We start from the raw sequence: 19,348 nt of genomic DNA, 5'->3' as shown, positions 1-19,348 counted from the left end.
TATCTATTAAAACCAACTATCATCTTGAGTAGATGACGATTCTGACGTAACCGGCTGGTCCGTATCTACGGAAACATCGGCTGAATCTTCTTCCGACGTATCACCGGAGCCGTTTCCGACCATCAATGTTAACGAAGATCCCACAGGTATTTTCTCACCCGCAGCCAACTGGCGTCCCTGGTACTTCACGCCGTATACCCAGTCTTTCTCACCATTTACCAATTGAACCTGATTCAGTTTGAAACCGGCATTTAGCAATTTAGCCTGCGCCTGGCGGAGCGAGCTGTTGTCCGCCACATCAGGAATAGCACGCAAAGGGACATCCAACGTATTGACAGTCAGATATACCGTACGTCCTTCTTTCACTTTCTCGCCGGCTCCCGGCTTCAGTTCGAGAATGATACCTGCTGCTTTATCCTTTACATATTTGGTATCAGAAATCACATATACCAAACCGTGATTCCGGAACATTTTCGCTGCTTCGTCCACCGTCATCCCTTTCACATCGGGAACGGCAACAGTTTCACCATGATGAGTATGTATATCAAGCCATTTCAATACACCGAATATCATCACTACCACCACAACAATCATGGCGATCATGTTCACCCAGAAGAATTTATTTGTTTTAAAAGAAAAGAATTCTTTAATAGTCATACGCATTGCTGTTAATATGCGCCAAAGATACGACAAAATAGTTGAACTTTTAAAAAGTAGGCGATGAAAAATGTCCTCATCTATTATGCAAGAACGCTTATCATCGCCAGAATTGCTGCAACTATAATCCCCACTCCTATAGATTTCAACAACATTATTATATTTATGCGGGGTTTCAAATCCCCCGAATCTGCTCTTCTATTACGTATGTTTGTTTATGAGTCTTGTTCTATTCCACAAAGAAAAGCAAAAAGTCATAAACAAGAGCAAACAATAGCGCTTTTTAACATACTATTCTCCTGAAAATCAGGAAACAAAAAAGGCGAAGATTAAATTCCCCGCCTTTTTTGTTTCCTGATGACAAGTGATTATCACTTTTGTCCGTTGTACTCATCAGAAACAGTCAGTTTCTTTCTGCCTTTTGCACGACGAGCAGCTAATACTCTACGACCATTAGCCGATGCCATTCTCTCACGGAAACCGTGTTTGTTCTTTCTCTTTCTGTTAGAGGGTTGAAATGTTCTTTTCATTACTGTATCTTGTTTTTATGTTATTATTCTACGTAATCGGGCTGCAAAAATAGGCATTTTTTTTAAATTAACCAAGAGATAACTCATTTTTGCTCAAAAGTTTTTGTGTTTTTTACCGATTTAGATTACTTTTGCAGTCGAATTCCTGCGAAAACAATTAAATAACAATAATATATTAAGAAAAATAGCAGTATGATTAATGCTCAAGACATCAAAAACGGAACTTGTATCCGTATGGACGGAAAGCTCTATTTCTGTATCGAATTCCTGCATGTAAAACCAGGTAAAGGTAATACTTTCATGCGTACTAAACTGAAAGATGTAGTCAGCGGTTACGTTCTTGAACGCCGTTTCAACATCGGTGAAAAGTTGGAAGATGTACGCGTAGAACGTCGTCCGTACCAATTTTTGTATAAAGAAGGAGAAGATTATATCTTCATGAACCAGGAAACATTCGACCAACACCCTATCGCTCACGATTTGATTAACGGTGTTGACTTCCTGCTCGAAGGTGCAGTATTGGAAGTTGTTTCTGACGCTTCTACTGAAACTGTTCTTTATGCAGATATGCCGATCAAGGTTCAGATGAAGGTGACTTATACAGAACCGGGCGTGAAAGGTGATACAGCTACCAACACACTGAAACCTGCCACTGTAGAATCAGGAGCAACCGTACGTGTTCCGTTGTTCATCAACGAAGGTGAAACAATTGAAATCGACACTCGCGATGGTTCTTATGTAGGACGTGTAAAAGCATAATTGACAAGAACATATATAAAAAACCGGAAGTTTTTGGACTCCCGGTTTTTTTATGTCTTTACCGATATTTATTTGTATCCGGCTGCTTTCGCAATTCTTTTAGGAATCTCCGTGTTATCAATCTTTTCTCCAAACAGTTGAGAACCTGCGCCGATAGCAAATACAGGTACATAACCGGCAGAGTGACCGCCACTTACCCAACCTACCATAGCAATCTCATCCATCACTTCCTTAGCACGTGCAGCCATCGGTTCACTCTTAGAGTACATACTTTCAGCAAATACGACTTTATTCTTCACGAATGATTTTTCAAACTCATCACGTAATTTCTTTTCCTGTTCCCAAGAAATAGGGAATTGTTTCCAGAAACCCATTTCTTCGCCCAGGAATGTTTTCATATCTTCCCAAGTCACTTTATTGCCTTTTGATTTTCTCAATTCGCTGATACGTTGTGAAAGTCCGTCAGCAGAATGTTTCTGATGCTGCAATGCTTTCAGGTTCAATTCATATTTTCCTGTACCCAGCACAATACCACCTGTTTCATGGTCGGCAGTAACGACAATAAGGGTTTCTTTCGGATGCTTTTTATAAAACTCATAAGCTACCTTGATAGCATTATCCATATCCTTTACTTCGTTGAACACTGTAGCAGCATCATTCGCATGACACGCCCAGTCTATTTTGCCACCTTCTACCATCAAGAAAAACCCTTTCTTATTATCTTTAGTAAGAAAATCAATGGCACTTTCTGTAATCTGCGCTAAAGTCAAATCACCTTCTTTACGATCGATAGCATAAGGTAAACAAGATGGATTAGCACCTTCTTCCTGAATCAGGATCATCTTTTCTGCTTTTGCAGCTTTTGCCTTATAGTCATTGTAGCCACGTGCTACTGTATATCCGGCTTCTTCAAAAATAGGGAAAATACTTGGGGCTTCTTTCTTGTCAAAAGATGTAGTCGGTTTAAGAAAACCACCACCTGCATAAAAATCAAAATTTGCTTTTGGCAAATCCAAAGCTATTTCATAATATCTATTACGATCGGGTTGATGTGCATAGAATGCGGCAGGAGTAGCATGATCTACACTAACAGAAGTAGTTACACCAACTTTCTTACCAGCTTTCTTTGCCTTTTCTGCTACAGTCTGAATAGCATTCTTGTCCTCTCCCACAGAAATTGCATGATTATAAGTCTTCTTGCCTGTTGCTAATGCAGTACCTGCAGCAGCAGAGTCGGTTACTGAATTTTTAGCAGAGAAAGTAGTTGCCATAGTAGCAACCGGGAATTGAGTAAATAACAAAGGTTCAACACCAATACGGCCATTTTGAATTTCCGCCTGATACATCTCCGTACCATTTACTTGATTGACTCCCATTCCATCCCCGATGAAATAGAATACGTACTTTGCCTGCCCGTTGGCTACAACGGAGATAAAGACAAAGAACAATGTGTAGATTAACTTTTTCATTCTCTAGTATATTTATTTTTAGATTATTTGTCTACAAAGGTAGAAAAAAAGAAGAAATTATCCGGATGCCATATTACAAATTCATCACATCTTGCTCAAACCTGTCCTTATCACCGGCAGCCTTGTTACGCATCCGGCTACGATAATTATAGATAGTCGCCAAAGAGTAGCCCAGAAAATGGGCTATCTTGTTACTATCTATCACTCCCAAGCGAATAAGGGCAAAAATGCGGAGTTCCGTTGTCAGCAGTTCATCGGATTTCGGGTATATGCGCCCTTCTTCTACCAGCAGTTCATTAAAGGCGGTAATAAAGTTCGGGAACAGTTTCAGGAAAGACTTATCAAACTCATTATAGAATTCATTCCGCTCGTCACGGATAAACTGCTCGGACTTGATGGCTTTGAACAAGTCTTCAATACGTGACGCCATAGCCAGCTTCGCCAGTGAACGACGGTAAGTTTCCAGCTTATCCAGATAGTTGACGCATCTGTCCAGATAGCGGGCGATATACACCTCTTTAATTTTCCCCGTCTGTTCCAGTTCTTTGTTTACTGCCTGCATTTGTTTGTTCGCCAAGCTTAAGTCACGCCGCATGGCAGACAGTTTCTTCATCCAACGATACAAATAGAAAACAGCAATAAGGAGAAAGAAAGACAACAGACTGACGCTGACAAGCATTGCCTGTGAAACCACACGTTCTTTTTCTTCCTTCAGTTTATAAGCCTTGTCGATAATAGGAAAGAACTCCGTCACCTCAATAAAACGCAGGCGGGCATTGCAAGCTACGGCGTCTTCCATCGAACAGCTCAGATATTTGTAAGCGCGGTCTACATCGCCCAGTTCATACATCAAGTGTGCCAGTTTCTGCAATGAAGCATATTCCCTGACCGAAGATTCCAAATCGGCAATAGCTGTCAATATCAGATAATATACTTCTTTTTCCATATCGCCTTTCATGCCATATGCTTCGGACAGCGTATAGTAGATATAGACTTTCTGACGTTCGTCAACCGCATCCTTCAACGCGTCGCTGAGCATCACCAAAGCTGTATCAGCCTTACCTGTAACGATACATTTCTCAGCCAGTACAATCGTACGGTTTATTTCGGGCGGCATTATACCAATGATAGAGTCCCTGTATAAATCTGTCTTTGTCAGGTATTTCTTCTTTTCCTCTTTATTAGTGGTATAGTCTGCAAGCCAACCATAACAGGCACGATAAGTCTGATAATAGGATAGTAATGTTTGTTTGTCCAGCTTCTCCGAATTTATGCTCTCCAGTTCTTTCATGGCTTCAATATACATTCCCATCACTCCCAATACTGTTGCACGGTCAATTATTATCTCATCTGCCAATTCCGGACGGGTCAGTTGGGGGAGAAGCTGTTGTCTCCTGTTTATATAATAAAGTGCAGAATCTGCCTGATAATGAAGATAAGCATCGAACAAAGAACCATACAAGCGATATTTATCAGCAGGAGCAACCGAATGAGCGAGCTGCATTTTCAGCGCATCAATAGCTTTCTCTTTCTGAACCTGAAAAGTCTCTTTCTTATTTATAATATCATCCAGTCTTTTAAGGACTGCCGCATTATCATCCGTCTGTGTCGCAAACAGTAAAGTCGGACAAACTAAAAGAAAAGCTAAGATATAGGCTATATTTCTCATAGGTTACTTTTTAAAGATGTCACAAATATAATGAATATAGTAATGATTATGAAACAGACGGTCAAAATAATTTTAATTCCTACTTGTATTTTCTCATAGTCTTTTCACAAGCAATGCATTCATTTTCAACAAAATGAGCATCACAAGTATTTATATTTATATTCTAGTCCCCAAATGCTTTCCCCTATCCCCCTACATTTGCAACATCGGTTCGCCGAGCAAACATTTAAAATCTATGTTACCATGAAAAAGAATTTTCTATTTGTAATCTTACTTGTACTACTATTTGGTTGCAGCCCGGTATATGCCGCAACTGTCATAAAAAAAGTAGTCCCTGCTTTTTGGTGGGCAGGTATGAAAAATCCGGAGTTGCAGGTTTTGCTATATGGAGAACATATAGCATTTGCAGAAGTCAGTATCTCTTCCGAAGACATCACCTTGCAAGAGGTTGTCAAGCTAGAAAATCCAAATTATCTGATTGTCTATCTGAATATCTCGGAAGCAGCCCCGCAGACATTCAACATGATTCTGAAACAAGGTAAAAAACAGACTGTAATTCCTTATGAACTCAAAGAAAGAAAGCCGGGTTCTTCTCAGATAGAAGGTTTCAACTCTAGCGATGTGCTTTATCTCATTATGCCGGATCGTTTTGCTAACGGTGATTCTTCTAATGATATAATTTCCGGAATGTTGGAAGCCAGAGTAGACCGTAACGACTCCTTCGCCCGCCATGGCGGTGATTTCAAAGGGATAGAAAAGCATCTGGATTATATCGCGGACTTAGGTGTGACGAGCATATGGCTGAATCCGATTCAGGAGAATGACATGAAGGAAGGCTCTTACCACGGTTATGCCATCACTGATTATTATCAGGCAGACCGCCGCTTTGGGAATAATGAAGAATTCCGGAACCTTGTAGACCAGGCACATGCCAAAGGGATGAAAGTAGTCATGGATATGATTTTCAACCACTGCGGTAGTGAAAACTATCTATATAAGGATATGCCATCCAAAGACTGGTTCAACTTCAAAGGCAACTATGTGCAGACAACTTTTAAGACTGCCACCCAACTAGACCCGTATGCTTCTGATTACGAAAAGAAAATAGCAGTTGACGGTTGGTTCAGCCAGGTTATGCCAGATTTCAACCAACGGAACCGCCATGTAGCTACTTATCTGATTCAGAGCAGTATCTGGTGGATAGAGTATGCCGGTATTAACGGAATCCGCCAGGATACGCACCCTTATGCGGACTTTGACATGATGGCTCATTGGTGCAAGGCAGTGAACGAAGAATATCCCAAATTCAATATTGTAGGCGAAACTTGGTTAGGCAGCAATGTACTTATCTCTTATTGGCAGAAAGACAGCAAACTGACCTATCCTAAAAACACCTACCTGCCCACTGTTATGGACTTCCCATTGATGGAACATATGAACAAAGCTTTCGATGAGGAAACAACCGACTGGAACGGCGGACTGTGCCGACTTTACGAATACCTGTCGCAAGATATCGTCTTTGCCAACCCGATGAATCTATTGACTTTCCTGGATAATCACGACACTTCCCGTTTTTATCGTTCGGAAGCGGATACTAAAAACCTGAACCGATACAAACAAGCATTAGTGTTCCTTCTGACAACACGCGGAATTCCACAAATATATTACGGAACAGAAATCCTGATGGCTGCCGATAAAGCCAACGGTGACGGATTACTTCGCTGTGACTTTCCGGGCGGCTGGCAAAATGATACTCATAATTACTTCGATGCGGCAAACCGCACTCCGCTACAAAATGAAGCTTTCTCTTATCTGAAGAAACTGCTCCAATGGAGAAAAGGAAACGAAGTTATAGCCAAAGGAAAACTGAAACACTTCGCACCGAGTAAAGGTATCTATGCGTACGAAAGGAAACAGGGTGATAAATCAGTCGTTGTTCTCCTGAATGGAACAGACCGGGAACAGACTATCAGTTTGGATACTTACCGGGAAATACTGCCTGATACTTCTGCATACAATGTATTGGAAGATAAAAAAGTAGAATTAGGAAAGGATTTAACACTTCCGAGCCGTGGGATATACCTTTTATCCTTTTAAAGAAGTTCACTACGACTTATATTTATCCGAAGTACCCAAGCAGTTATTTAGCTATAAATCAAAATAATAAAGTTTATACTAACTTGTATTTTTATTCCAATTGGAAAACTCAGTTCAGACGGTCGCTACATTTGCAATATCCGAAACAAAAGGAATAAAAACATAGGTTAGCTCACAATTTAATACCATAAAAATAAAATGAAAAAGAATCTTTTGCTTATCGCATTTTTCTGTATCTCGTTTATAGCGAATGCACAACAGAAACTCACTTCGCCGGATGGAAATCTAGTAATGACCTTCCAGGTTAACAAAGAAGGTGCTCCAACGTACGACTTGATTTATAAAGGCAAAACGGTTATCAAACCAAGTACCCTGGGACTGGAATTAAAGAAAGAAGATAATACCCGCACAGATTTCGACTGGGTAGACCGCCGGGATCTGACAAAACTTGATTCAAAGACTAATCTTTATAACGGATTCGAAGTGAAAGACGTCAAGACTTCCACATTCAACGAAACTTGGCAACCGGTATGGGGAGAAGAAAAAGAAATCCACAATCATTATAACGAACTGGCAGCCACGCTGTATCAGCCCATGAACGACCGTTCTATCCTTATCCGTTTCCGGTTGTTCAACGATGGTTTAGGATTCCGCTACGAATTCCCGCAGCAAAAATCTCTGAACTACTTCATCATCAAAGAAGAACATTCCCAGTTTGCAATGGCAGGCGACCACATCGCTTACTGGATACCGGGCGACTATGACACTCAGGAATATGATTACACTATCTCCCGCCTGTCAGAAATCAGAGGTTTGATGAAAGAAGCCATTACTCCGAACTCTTCTCAGACTCCTTTCTCACAGACAGGCGTACAGACTGCACTGATGATGAAAACGGATGACGGTTTATATATCAATCTTCACGAAGCTGCTCTCATCGATTACTCATGTATGCACCTGAATCTGGACGACAAAAATATGGTATTCGAATCCTGGCTGACTCCGGATGCTAAAGGAGACAAAGGTTATCTGCAAACTCCCTGTAATACTCCGTGGCGTACCGTTATCGTCAGCGATGATGCCCGCAATATTCTTGCATCCCGCATCACTCTGAACCTGAATGAGCCATGCAAAATCACAGATGCCGCTTCATGGGTGAAGCCTGTGAAATATATCGGCGTATGGTGGGATATGATTACCGGAAAAGGTTCATGGGCTTATACCGACGAACTGACTAGCGTAAAACTGGGAGAAACGGATTACTCTAAAACCAAACCGAACGGCAAACATTCTGCCAACACTGCCAACGTGAAACGCTATATTGACTTCGCCGCAGCAAACGGGTTCGACGCTGTATTGGTAGAAGGCTGGAATGAAGGTTGGGAAGACTGGTTCGGCAATAGCAAGGACTATGTATTCGACTTCGTCACTCCGTATCCGGATTTCGATGTAAAAGAAGTACATCGTTACGCAGCGAGCAAAGGTATCAAGATGATGATGCACCACGAAACTTCCGCATCTGTCCGCAACTACGAACGCCATATGGACAAGGCTTACCAGTTTATGGTAGACAACGGTTACAATTCTGTAAAGAGCGGTTATGTAGGCAATATCATTCCGCGCGGCGAACACCACTACGGACAATGGATGAACAACCACTACCTGTATGCAGTGACGAAAGCAGCCGACTACAAAATCATGGTAAATGCTCACGAAGCAACCCGCCCGACAGGTATCTGCCGCACGTATCCTAACTTAATCGGCAACGAATCCGCACGCGGAACCGAATACGAATCATTCGGCGGAAACAAAGTATATCACACAACTATACTTCCTTTCACCCGTTTGGTCGGCGGCCCGATGGATTACACTCCGGGTATCTTCGAAACTCATTGTAACAAGATGAATCCTGCAAACAATTCACAGGTACGTTCTACCATCGCCCGCCAGTTAGCCTTGTACGTGACCATGTACAGCCCGCTGCAAATGGCTGCCGATATTCCTGAAAACTACGAACGTTTCATGGATGCTTTCCAATTCATCAAAGACGTGGCAATCGACTGGGACGAAACAAACTATCTGGAAGCAGAACCGGGAGAATATATCACTATCGCCCGTAAGGCAAAAGGTACAGGCGACTGGTATGTAGGTTGTACAGCCGGTGAGAACGGTCATACTTCCAAACTGGTATTCGACTTCCTCACACCGGGAAAACAATACATTGCCACTGTTTATGCGGATGCTAAAGATGCCGACTGGAAAGAAAATCCGCAAGCTTATACCATCAAAAAAGGTATCCTGACAAACAAAAGCAAACTGAACTTGCGCGCTGCCAACGGTGGCGGTTATGCCATCAGTATCAAGGAAGTAAAGGATAAAGCGGAAGTAAAAGGACTAAAGAAATTTTAGGGAATAAGATTGGGAGAATATAGTTTTCAGTAGGTATTTTTTAGAGAGATATATTTGATTTTGATAAAATAACTTTAAATTAGAGACATGAAAAAGAGCTTAAGACTAAAAGCCCTGCTCACATTATTGGTGGGACTCTTCCTTTCCATTGGAGCATTTGCTCAGCAAATAGCTGTCAAGGGGCATGTGAAAGACACAACGGGTGAGCCTGTCATCGGTGCTAACGTACTGGTGAAAGGTACAACCAATGGAACAATAACTGATTTCGATGGTAACTTTATGTTGAATGTACCGAAAGATGCCATTCTTTCCGTTTCATTCGTCGGCTATAAATCAGCAGAAGTGAAAGCGGCTTCTACTGTTATGGTTACATTGGAAGATGATTCTCAAGTACTGGACGCAGTAGTCGTTATCGGCTACGGCTCGGTGAAAAAGAACGATATGACCGGTTCGGTTACGGCCATCAAACCGGACAAACTAAACAAAGGTTTGATTACCAACGCACAGGATATGATGACTGGTAAGATTGCCGGTGTAAGCGTTATCAGCAAAGGCGGAGCTCCGGGCGAGGGCGCAACGATTCGTATTCGTGGCGGTTCTTCACTGACTGCAGAAAACGACCCGCTGATTGTAATCGACGGTCTGGCAATGGATAATAAGGGAGTGAAAGGTTTGGCCAATCCTCTGTCTATGGTCAATCCGAATGATATTGAAAGCTTTACCGTATTAAAAGATGCTTCGGCTACCGCCATCTACGGTTCGCGTGCTTCTAATGGCGTTATCATCATTACAACGAAGAAAGGTCAGGCAGGCGCACGTCCTACCATTTCTTATGACGGCAATGTATCTGTCAGCACTGTAAAATCTACCGTCGACGTAATGGACGGAGACCAGTTCCGTTCTTTCATCAAAGACATTTGGGGAGAAGACAGCGAAGCTTATAGCAAATTAGGAAATGCCAACACCGACTGGCAGAAAGAAATATTCCGCCCAGCCGTAAGTACAGACCATAACCTCACCATTTCCGGTGGATTGAAGAATATGCCTTACCGTGTATCGTTCGGTTATACCAACCAGAACGGTATTGTGAAAACATCCAAGTTCGAACGTTATACGGCTTCTGTCAGCTTGGCTCCTTCTTTCTTTGAAGACCATCTGAAAGTAAATGCCAACCTGAAAGGTATGATTGCCAAGAACCGCTACGCTGACGGTAGTGCGGTAGGTTCTGCGGTCAGCTTTGACCCTACACAGTCCGTCCGCTCCGACGATCCTTACCATCAATATTATTTCGACGGATATTTCCAATGGAATACGGACGCTTCTTCTTTGAATGACGACACATGGAAACGTACTTTCAACAGCAATGCTCCGGGTAATCCGGTTGCCTTGTTGGAAGAAAAGGACGACCGTGCCATCTCCAAATCTTTAATCGGTAATCTGGAACTGGATTATAAGTTTCATTTCTTGCCGGACTTGCACGCACACGTGAACGGTGGTATGGACCTCTCTACGGGTAAGCAATATACGGATGTCTCTCCCTATTCTTCGACCAACAACTATTATGGCAGCTATGGCTGGGAACAGAAAGACAAGTACAACCTCTCTTTGAATGCTTACCTGCAATACAGCAAAGATTTTACCGACAAACATCGTTTCGATGTAATGGCAGGCTATGAATGGCAGCACTTCCATGATACGTCCGACCAGGAATATTGGGGACTCTATCCGCTGTCGAACAACGTGGTAGAGAACAGAGGTCAGCGTTACAACAATACCTCAAGTGGTTCGGCTACGGAAAGTTATCTGGTATCTTTCTTCGGTCGTGTCAATTACACACTGTTGGACCGTTACCTGTTTACGGCAACCGTACGCCAGGATGGTTCTTCCCGTTTCCACAAAAACAACCGTTGGGGATTGTTCCCGTCTTTTGCCTTGGGATGGAAGTTGAAAGAAGAAGCTTTCCTGAAAGACGTTGATGTACTTTCTGATTTAAAACTTCGTCTTGGCTATGGTATTACCGGTCAGCAGAATATCAATTCGGGCGACTATCCGTATCTGGCTGTTTATGAGACAAACAAAGACGGGGCTTACTATCCTATCCTGGGAGAAGGAACCACTTACCGCCCGAATGCATACAACCCGGACTTGAAATGGGAAAAGACGACCACTTATAATGTAGGTTTGGACTTCGGATTCCTGAACAACCGCATCAACGGTGCTGTGGATTATTACTATCGCAAGACCACCGATTTGCTGAACAGCGTATTCGTTTCTGCCGGAACGAACTTCAAAAACAAGGTATTGTCCAACGTCGGTTCATTAGAAAATTCAGGTATCGAATTCTCTATTAATTCAAAACCGGTTGTAACTACCGACTGGACATGGGACCTTGGCTTCAATATCACTTACAACAAAAACGAAATCACCAAATTAACTACCGGAGATAGCGAAAATTATTATGTTGCTGCCGGAGACAATATCGGTGGCGGACGTGATATGAAAGCAATGGCGCATGCCGTAGGGCATCCGGCTTCTTCCTTCTATGTTTACCAGCAAGTGTATGACGAGAATGGAAAGCCTATCGAGAACGAATTTGTAGACCGCAACGGAGACGGAACGATTAACGGCGACGACCGCTACTTCTACAAAAAGCCGACAGCCGACGTACTTATGGGACTTACTTCCCGTCTTTCATACAAGTCATGGGATTTCAGTTTCTCACTGCGCGCCAGCCTGAACAACTATGTGTATAACTCTGTCGAAGCAGGTGGTTCCGACTGCAACCCAACCTCTGTCTATTCATTCGGCGCACTCAACAACCGTCCGTTGATGGGAGTGGCAAATAATATCCAGAACCTGAAAGACAACACCTTATTATCCGATTACTTCGTACAGAATGCTTCCTTCATGAAATGTGACAACATCACTTTGGGATACTCGTTCAAAAAGCTGTTCGGCGCTCCGATTGGCGGACGCGTATATGCAGCCGTACAGAACGTATTCACTATCACCAAATACAAAGGACTTGACCCTGAAGTAGAAAAGGGATTGGATAACAATATTTATCCGCGTCCTCTGACTACATTAATCGGTTTAAGCCTTAATTTCTAAACCTACTAAAAATACCAATTATGAAATTCAGATATATAAAATCAATCCTATCGGCTGCCTCACTATTACTGGCAGTCAGCGTGACTTCATGTATCGGTGACCTGGATGCGACTCCTATCGACCCGAATATAGTGATGACATTCGACCAGGCAAGCGTTTTTAACAAGATATATGGAACCCTCGGACTGACAGGTCAGAAAGGCCCCGACGGAAGCGGTGACTTGGACGACATCGACGAAGGTACTTCCTCTTTCTACCGTATGACTTGGTGTGCCAACCAATTGATGACAGATGAAGCGATTGTCAATTCATGGAACGATGCCGGTGTCGCTACTATTGCCGATTGCAGTTGGAGTTCTTCCAATGAAATCGTGACAGGACTCTATTACCGTCTGACATTTGACATCACATTGTGCAACTACTTCCTGGAACAAACGGAAGGACTGACAGATGATGAAACGACACGCCAACGTGCAGAAGTACGTTTTATCCGTGCTTTGAATAACTATTACCTGATGGATATGTTCGGCAATCCGCCTTATTGCGATAAAGTATCGACAGAGAAGCCTCAGCAAATACAACGTGCGGATCTTTTCGCGAAGATTGAAGAAGAGTTGAAAGAAATCGGTGACGACGCTACCGCCACACTGGCACAGCCGCTTCAAACGACTTACGGCCGTGTAGACCGTGTTGCCGCCTGGTTATTGCTGGCACGTATGTATCTCAACGCAGAAGTCTATACCGGCACGCCTCAATGGGGAAAAGCCAAGGAATATGCCCAAAAAGTGATTGGTTCCGGCTATAAACTGGCTCCCGTCTACAAACACCTGTTCATGGCAGATAATGATGGCAGCAATGTCAACAAGGCAAGACAGGAAGTGATACTTCCCATTTTGCAGGATGGTGTGAGAACCAAGAGTTGGGGTGGTTCGCTGTTCTTGATTGCAGGTACGCACAAAAGTGACACAGGCATGAATCCCTGGGGAAGTAAGCAAGGATGGGGCGGCCCGCATTGTCGTCAGGCAATGGTAGCCAAATTCTTCCCAAACGTAAATGATGCTCCTTCCGTATTGGAAGACCAGATGGTAGTGGCAGCAAAAGATGACCGTGCCTTGATGTGCGGAGTGCAGAGAAGTACGTCGACAGGAGACAATATGAGCTTTACGGACGGATTCGCATGTGCCAAATTCTCGAACATCCGTGCAGACAACGGACTGACAAGCGATACGGATAATCCTGATATGGATATACCTCTTCTTCGTATGGCAGAAGCTTATCTGATTGTAGCAGAAGCCAGTATCCGTGCCAACAATGGTGTTTCTACTCAGGAGACCATAGACGCTATGCATGAAATCCGTAAGCGTGCGAACGCCGCCGAATCTGATTCATATACATTGACGGACATCCGTGACGAATGGGCACGTGAGTTCTGGTTTGAAGGTCGCCGCCGCATTGACTTGATTCGTTTCGGCGATTTCGGCGGACACACCGACTATAACTGGGATTGGAAAGGTGGAGAAAAACAAGGTACTGAAATAAAAGAGTTCCGCAACATTTATCCTATTCCTGCCAATGATATCAATGCGAATACAAATCTGGATCAGAATCCCGAGTATTAAATCAGACCGAAGTTATACTTTTAAATAAACAGAGTAATATGAAAAAAATAAATATATTGACGTCCATACTAGTAGCGACAGCCCTGCTGACCGCCTGCGAGGATGACAGGGACTCAAATCCTACCATACAGGAACCTACTACTTTTGTATTGAACACCCCTGCCAATGCAACGTACAACGTCTATGACCTAAATCAATCCAAGAATATCGAGTTGACTTGTACGCAACCGGACTATGGCTACCCTGCCGTAGTGACTTACACCATGCAAGCGGATTTAACAGACAAATGGACTGATGAAACGGAAACGGCAGACGCCTCTTATCTGACACTACCTTTCATATCTACATCAGCCAAAGTGGATGCCAACACACAGGAATTGAATAAGGCAATCGTAAAACTTGCCGGCTGGACATCGGAGAATGATTATGACGGCGAACCGATGAGTGTATTTGTACGTTTGTACGCACATATCGGAGATAAAGGGTATCCTATACATTCCAATTCGATAGAATTGAAAGTTATACCTTATTATATGGATATATCTGATGCCGTTCCTGCCACTTATTATTTACTGGGCGATTTCATCGGTGAAGTTCCCTGGGGAAATCCGACAATGGCAGCAGGTACCGCTTATTTCCCGATGTCACTGGTAAAAGGATATGCGTATGATGCCAATACTGGTAAAGGAGAATTTACCTACACAGGATATATCCCAGCAGATAAAGGATTTAAGGTAGTGGCTACTCCCGGTGCATGGGACGACCAATGGGGAAATGCTGACAGCGAAGGATTCACCAATTTGGTAAATGACAAGAACTCTCAAAATATTAAAGTGAATGCGGCCGGCTGGTACACACTTCATCTCAATACGCTTGAAAATAAACTGACAATGAAAGCTACTACTTTTGAAACTCAACCGACAGAATATGATGCCGTCACATTGATTTATGGTTCGGAATCTGTAAACATGACCAAAGTTACCATGGAGCATTCACATGTATGGTATGCCGACATAACAATCGCGGCAAGCTGCAAAGCCAAATTTACTTCCGGCGACAAGACTTGGGGTGGAGAGGTATTCCCATTCGGCTCATTTGTTGATGGAGCTACCATCAGTTGCAAACCGGGTGATTATACTGTACTGTTCAACGAACTGGACGAGTGCTATTACTTCAAAGCAAAATAGATTAATCTTAAATGCAGATAGATATGAAAAAATTATCAATATATATAACCGTGTTACTGGCTGCCGCACTAACAGCCTGCAACGAAGATTTTAATGAAGGGGTAGCTTCCCCACAGTCTTACGGACAGGAAGAAGCTGCCGGCAAAATAACTTTTACAGCTACAGGTGTAGCCCCGATTAATATTGGAAATGTCGAGGAAGAATCCGTAGCGGTTGCCGTATTTACAGCTCCTGCCGTTGAAGAAGAAGCCACTTTATCCTATAAAATGAAGTTAGATAATAAAGTGACTTTAATTGTAGACGACAAAGGATACGTAGCAACGGAAGATTTGCAGAATGCAGTGGCGCAAATATATGGTATCCGTCCGGTAGAACGTACCATGAATGCAGTATTAACGTCATACGTGGCTGTCGGAAAGACAGTATATGCGGCACCGGCTGAAAGCTATGAGTTGAAAGTTACTCCGGAAGCACCGGTTATTGAAAGCGCTTATTATATTAATGGCTCTCTGACTTGGGAACAGAATGTAGCATTTGTTAATACAAGTGGTGATCCTTATACCAATTCAGTCTTTACAACAACAGTTCCTGCTCTGGTTACAGATAACACCGGTGCAAAAGATGCCTATTTCCTGATTAAATCCAACTCAGGCAAATCACTTGGCGCGGTTGATGCAGACAACGATGCTCCAGAAGGCAATCTCATTTTATCAGAAACAGCAAATCCTATCAAAATATCCGGTGGCGATTATAAATCAGTTAGAATCTCCATCAACATGATGGAAGGCACTTACAAGATTGAGAAAACAATGGATGCACCTCATTTATGGATACCAGGAAATCATCAGGAATGGAAGCCTTCACAAGCACCGACTTTATATAAGCCAGAAGGAAACAATGCTTATTGGGGAATGTCGGAATTGAACGGTGGCTTTAAGTTTACCGCACAGCCCTATTGGCCGGATGGTTCGAATGGCGGACTTGATTATGGATATGACTATTTTACCTCGAAAGAAGGTATGACAAATGATGGTGGAAACTTATCTTTACCACAGGGTATTTATTACATTGTAGTCAATTTGGACGACAAGTACGTCTCTGCAACAGAAATAACATCTATGGATATTATAGGTACAGCCACAGGAGGATGGGAAAACGGCAAAGAATTAACTTATGATGCAACAGAAAAATGCTGGACTGCAAAGACTGAAATGACTGTGGGTGAATTTAAACTCCGCGTCAATTCCAGTTGGGACTCCGGTGTTAGTTTCGGGGGAACATTAGATACACCCAGTCCTTTTGCTGGAGATAATATTTCAATGGACGCAACCGGTAACTATACCATCAAATTCTATCTGAACGGTAGACTAGTCCTCATCAAAGAATAATAAATGGAAAATACATTATGAAAAAAGATATAAAACATATATTCCGGATGCTGCTCTGTCTATTCACGATAGTAGCATGTTCCGACGAAAACCATGAGATGTTAATCACCGGTCCGGAAATCCCCGAACTGGATCACGAGCCGTCTATCGAAGAATTGGTAGAAGGAATCAATAATTACCCCACTAAATTCAAGGGCGACAAGCAAGGTAAAATCTGGTATAAAGCAGCAGCCGGCGACGACTTGTACGGCTATGAAGGTGATGTATATGTTCACATCGGTATCAATGACTGGATGTATGTTCCTACGGAATGGGGGGTAAATGAAGATAAATACAAGGCAGAGAAAGTGGCGGATAATATTTGGTGCTTTACACTTGCCCCGACAGTACGCGAATGGTTTGGCGCGGAAAATGCAGCAAACATTCAAAATGTCTGCATCCTCTTCCGCAATGATGAAGCGTTGACTGACGAAAAGAAAACCAGCGACTTTTTTATCACAGTAACAGGAGACAAGACTTTCACACCGGCTCCGGTAGAGATAGCTGCCTGCCCGGTAGAAGAAGCGGGTATCCATCCATCGGCTGACGGAACGTCTGTGACTTTCGCACTATACGATTTGGATACGGATAACAATTACAAGGATTATGCTTGTCTCATTGGCGACTTCAATGATTGGGAACTTAGTACTGAATATCAGATGAAGCGTGATAACGACAAACACTTCTGGTGGTACACCGTTACAGGCATCGACCCCGCCAAAGAGTATGGTTTCCAATATTACATGGGTAGTGAAAAAGACGGCAATGTTCGTATTGGCGACCCCTATTGTGAAAAAGTGCTGGATGGCTCGAACGATAAATATCTTGTAGAACAAGGAGTTTATCCGGCTAGTGCCATACAGTATCCGAATGGAAAGACAACAGGCATTGTCTCCGTATTCCAAACAAAACCGGCATCCTACAATTGGCAAGTATCCGACTTCAAGATTGATAATCCTGACAATATGGTAATCTATGAGTTACTATTCCGTGACTTCACACAAGTAGGTTCCGAACTTGCTACGGGTACAATCAAAGAGGCTACTAAACATTTGGACTACATCAAGAGTCTGGGAGTGAATGCGATTGAACTGATGCCTATACAAGAATTCGACGGGAATAATAGCTGGGGATACAATCCATGTTATTATTTTGCAATGGACAAAGCATATGGAACGAAAGAGGAATATAAGCAATTCATTGATGAATGTCATAAACAAGGCATTGCAGTATTACTGGATGTAGTCTACAACCATGCTACTGGCAGTCATCCATTTGCTAAACTTTATTGGAATTCGAAAGAAAGCAAGACAGCCAAGAATAATCCGTGGTTCAATGTCGATGCTCCGCATCCATTCAGCGTATTCCATGACTTCAATCACGAATCGCCGCTTGTACGTGAATTTGTAAAACGTAACTTGAAGTTCTTGTTGGAAGAGTATAAGTTTGACGGTTTCCGTTTTGACTTAACCAAAGGATTTACTCAAAACAAGAGCAATGAATCAACGGCAAGCAACAAAGATGACTCCCGTATTGTTATCTTGAAAGATTACTATAAAACAGTGAATACGACCAATCCTAATGCAGTGATGATTCTCGAACACTTCTGCAATTTGGATGAAGAGTCAGAATTGGCTAAAGCAGGGATGAAACTATGGCATAATATGAATGAAAGCTATTGCCAATCCGGAATGGGAGAATCAAGCAATTCTGATTTTTCATACATGCGAAATAGCGGAATGCCTGCTGAAGGATGGGTTAATTTCATGGAAAGTCATGATGAAGAAAGAGTTGCATACAAGCAAACTGCTTTTGGCAATCTTCAAAATGCAGGTCTTGATATCCGCATGAAACAACTGGGAACAAATGCAGCCTTCTTCCTGACCGTTCCAGGACCGAAAATGATTTGGCAGTTTGGCGAACTAGGATATGATTATTCCATAATGTATAAGTACGATGGAACAATGGGAACTGAAAAGAATACTGATGCCAAGCCTGTGAAATGGGATTATCTTACTGACCAATATCGGAAAGGATTATACGACACTTATAGCACTTTGCTGAAATTACGCAATGATAATCCGGACTTATTCAGCGACAACGCATTCAAAGACTGGAAAGTAAGTGTTTCCGATTGGGATAAAGGTCGTTATCTAAGATTGGAATCCACTACAAAGAAACTGGTTGTAGTAGGCAATTTCAAGAATGAACAGATTAATACAGGTGTGTACTTTGGTAACACGGGAGATTGGTATGAATTGAATGGTGAAACATTGAATGTGACTAACAGTTCTGAACAGCCTGTTGTTATACCTGCTAATAGCTTCAAGTTATACACCAACTTTCCAGTAAACAATTGATTGAACGGTTGTAATCAGAGTTATCATAGAAAACAACCCATAATAATGTAATAA

Annotated in this window: 12 protein-coding genes; 8 read left to right on the top strand and 4 right to left on the bottom strand. The window is 42.6% G+C overall.

Annotated elements, in window-relative coordinates:
* Positions 1–6: 6 nt before the first annotated feature.
* The gene (locus BSAG_RS20055) at positions 7–657 is read right to left on the bottom strand and encodes a PASTA domain-containing protein (RefSeq protein ID WP_008016764.1); all 651 of its coding nucleotides are present in this window, start codon (positions 655–657) and stop codon (positions 7–9) included.
* Between the two features lie 371 nt (positions 658–1,028).
* Positions 1,029–1,187, bottom strand: coding sequence for a 50S ribosomal protein L34 (gene rpmH, locus BSAG_RS20065; RefSeq protein ID WP_004299762.1), 159 nt, complete (start codon positions 1,185–1,187; stop codon positions 1,029–1,031).
* Between the two features lie 192 nt (positions 1,188–1,379).
* On the opposite strand from rpmH, the gene efp reads away from it, so the two are divergent.
* Positions 1,380–1,946 (top strand): elongation factor P, encoded by a 567-nt coding sequence (gene efp / locus BSAG_RS20070; protein WP_004312989.1) that lies wholly within the window; start codon positions 1,380–1,382, stop codon positions 1,944–1,946.
* Between the two features lie 68 nt (positions 1,947–2,014).
* Here the strand turns inward: efp and BSAG_RS20075 are convergent, their stop codons facing one another.
* Together BSAG_RS20075 and BSAG_RS20080 are read right to left on the bottom strand one after the other, a co-directional pair.
* The gene (locus BSAG_RS20075; RefSeq protein ID WP_004312988.1) at positions 2,015–3,415 is read right to left on the bottom strand and encodes an alkaline phosphatase; all 1,401 of its coding nucleotides are present in this window, start codon (positions 3,413–3,415) and stop codon (positions 2,015–2,017) included.
* Positions 3,416–3,488: 73 nt separating this feature from the next.
* Positions 3,489–5,084, bottom strand: a complete 1,596-nt coding sequence (locus tag BSAG_RS20080) for a DUF6377 domain-containing protein (protein ID WP_004312987.1) — start codon at positions 5,082–5,084, stop codon at positions 3,489–3,491.
* 243 nt (positions 5,085–5,327) lie between these two features.
* On the opposite strand from BSAG_RS20080, the gene BSAG_RS20085 reads away from it, so the two are divergent.
* The 7 genes from BSAG_RS20085 to BSAG_RS20115 all read left to right on the top strand — a co-directional run bounded on the left by BSAG_RS20085 (position 5,328) and on the right by BSAG_RS20115 (position 19,294).
* Positions 5,328–7,181 carry a glycoside hydrolase family 13 protein gene (locus BSAG_RS20085; RefSeq protein WP_008016763.1) on the top strand — a complete coding sequence of 618 codons (1,854 nt, stop codon included), beginning with the start codon at positions 5,328–5,330 and terminating at the stop codon, positions 7,179–7,181.
* Between the two features lie 198 nt (positions 7,182–7,379).
* Positions 7,380–9,590 (top strand): glycoside hydrolase family 97 protein, encoded by a 2,211-nt coding sequence (locus BSAG_RS20090; RefSeq protein WP_004312985.1) that lies wholly within the window; start codon positions 7,380–7,382, stop codon positions 9,588–9,590.
* 87 nt (positions 9,591–9,677) lie between these two features.
* Positions 9,678–12,701 (top strand): SusC/RagA family TonB-linked outer membrane protein, encoded by a 3,024-nt coding sequence (locus BSAG_RS20095; protein ID WP_004312984.1) that lies wholly within the window; start codon positions 9,678–9,680, stop codon positions 12,699–12,701.
* A 20-nt stretch (positions 12,702–12,721) separates the two neighbouring features.
* The gene (locus BSAG_RS20100) at positions 12,722–14,320 is read left to right on the top strand and encodes a RagB/SusD family nutrient uptake outer membrane protein (protein ID WP_008016762.1); all 1,599 of its coding nucleotides are present in this window, start codon (positions 12,722–12,724) and stop codon (positions 14,318–14,320) included.
* A gap of 38 nt (positions 14,321–14,358) precedes the next feature.
* Positions 14,359–15,507: a SusE domain-containing protein gene (locus BSAG_RS20105; protein ID WP_004314444.1), complete on the top strand. Its 1,149-nt coding sequence runs from the start codon at positions 14,359–14,361 to the stop codon at positions 15,505–15,507.
* A gap of 23 nt (positions 15,508–15,530) precedes the next feature.
* A complete protein-coding gene (locus BSAG_RS20110) occupies positions 15,531–16,895 on the top strand; it encodes a DUF5115 domain-containing protein (RefSeq protein WP_008997326.1) in 1,365 nt (454 codons plus the stop codon).
* Positions 16,896–16,912: 17 nt separating this feature from the next.
* A complete protein-coding gene (locus tag BSAG_RS20115; protein WP_008016761.1) occupies positions 16,913–19,294 on the top strand; it encodes an alpha-amylase family glycosyl hydrolase in 2,382 nt (793 codons plus the stop codon).
* Positions 19,295–19,348: the final 54 nt, after the last annotated feature.

Source organism: Bacteroides sp. D1 (genome assembly GCF_000157095.2).
Classification (GTDB): domain Bacteria; phylum Bacteroidota; class Bacteroidia; order Bacteroidales; family Bacteroidaceae; genus Bacteroides; species Bacteroides xylanisolvens.
This window is presented reverse-complemented; position numbering and strand designations above follow the sequence as displayed.

Excerpts from the sequence above, each read along its gene's own strand:
- BSAG_RS20055 (WP_008016764.1), bottom strand. The coding sequence starts at position 657 with ATGACTATTAAAGAATTCTTTTCTTTTAAAACAAATAAATTCTTCTGG.
- rpmH (WP_004299762.1), bottom strand. The coding sequence starts at position 1,187 with ATGAAAAGAACATTTCAACCCTCTAACAGAAAGAGAAAGAACAAACAC.
- efp (WP_004312989.1), top strand. The coding sequence starts at position 1,380 with ATGATTAATGCTCAAGACATCAAAAACGGAACTTGTATCCGTATGGAC.
- BSAG_RS20075 (WP_004312988.1), bottom strand. The coding sequence starts at position 3,415 with ATGAAAAAGTTAATCTACACATTGTTCTTTGTCTTTATCTCCGTTGTA.
- BSAG_RS20080 (WP_004312987.1), bottom strand. The coding sequence starts at position 5,084 with ATGAGAAATATAGCCTATATCTTAGCTTTTCTTTTAGTTTGTCCGACT.
- BSAG_RS20085 (WP_008016763.1), top strand. The coding sequence starts at position 5,328 with ATGAAAAAGAATTTTCTATTTGTAATCTTACTTGTACTACTATTTGGT.
- BSAG_RS20090 (WP_004312985.1), top strand. The coding sequence starts at position 7,380 with ATGAAAAAGAATCTTTTGCTTATCGCATTTTTCTGTATCTCGTTTATA.
- BSAG_RS20095 (WP_004312984.1), top strand. The coding sequence starts at position 9,678 with ATGAAAAAGAGCTTAAGACTAAAAGCCCTGCTCACATTATTGGTGGGA.
- BSAG_RS20100 (WP_008016762.1), top strand. The coding sequence starts at position 12,722 with ATGAAATTCAGATATATAAAATCAATCCTATCGGCTGCCTCACTATTA.
- BSAG_RS20105 (WP_004314444.1), top strand. The coding sequence starts at position 14,359 with ATGAAAAAAATAAATATATTGACGTCCATACTAGTAGCGACAGCCCTG.
- BSAG_RS20110 (WP_008997326.1), top strand. The coding sequence starts at position 15,531 with ATGAAAAAATTATCAATATATATAACCGTGTTACTGGCTGCCGCACTA.
- BSAG_RS20115 (WP_008016761.1), top strand. The coding sequence starts at position 16,913 with ATGAAAAAAGATATAAAACATATATTCCGGATGCTGCTCTGTCTATTC.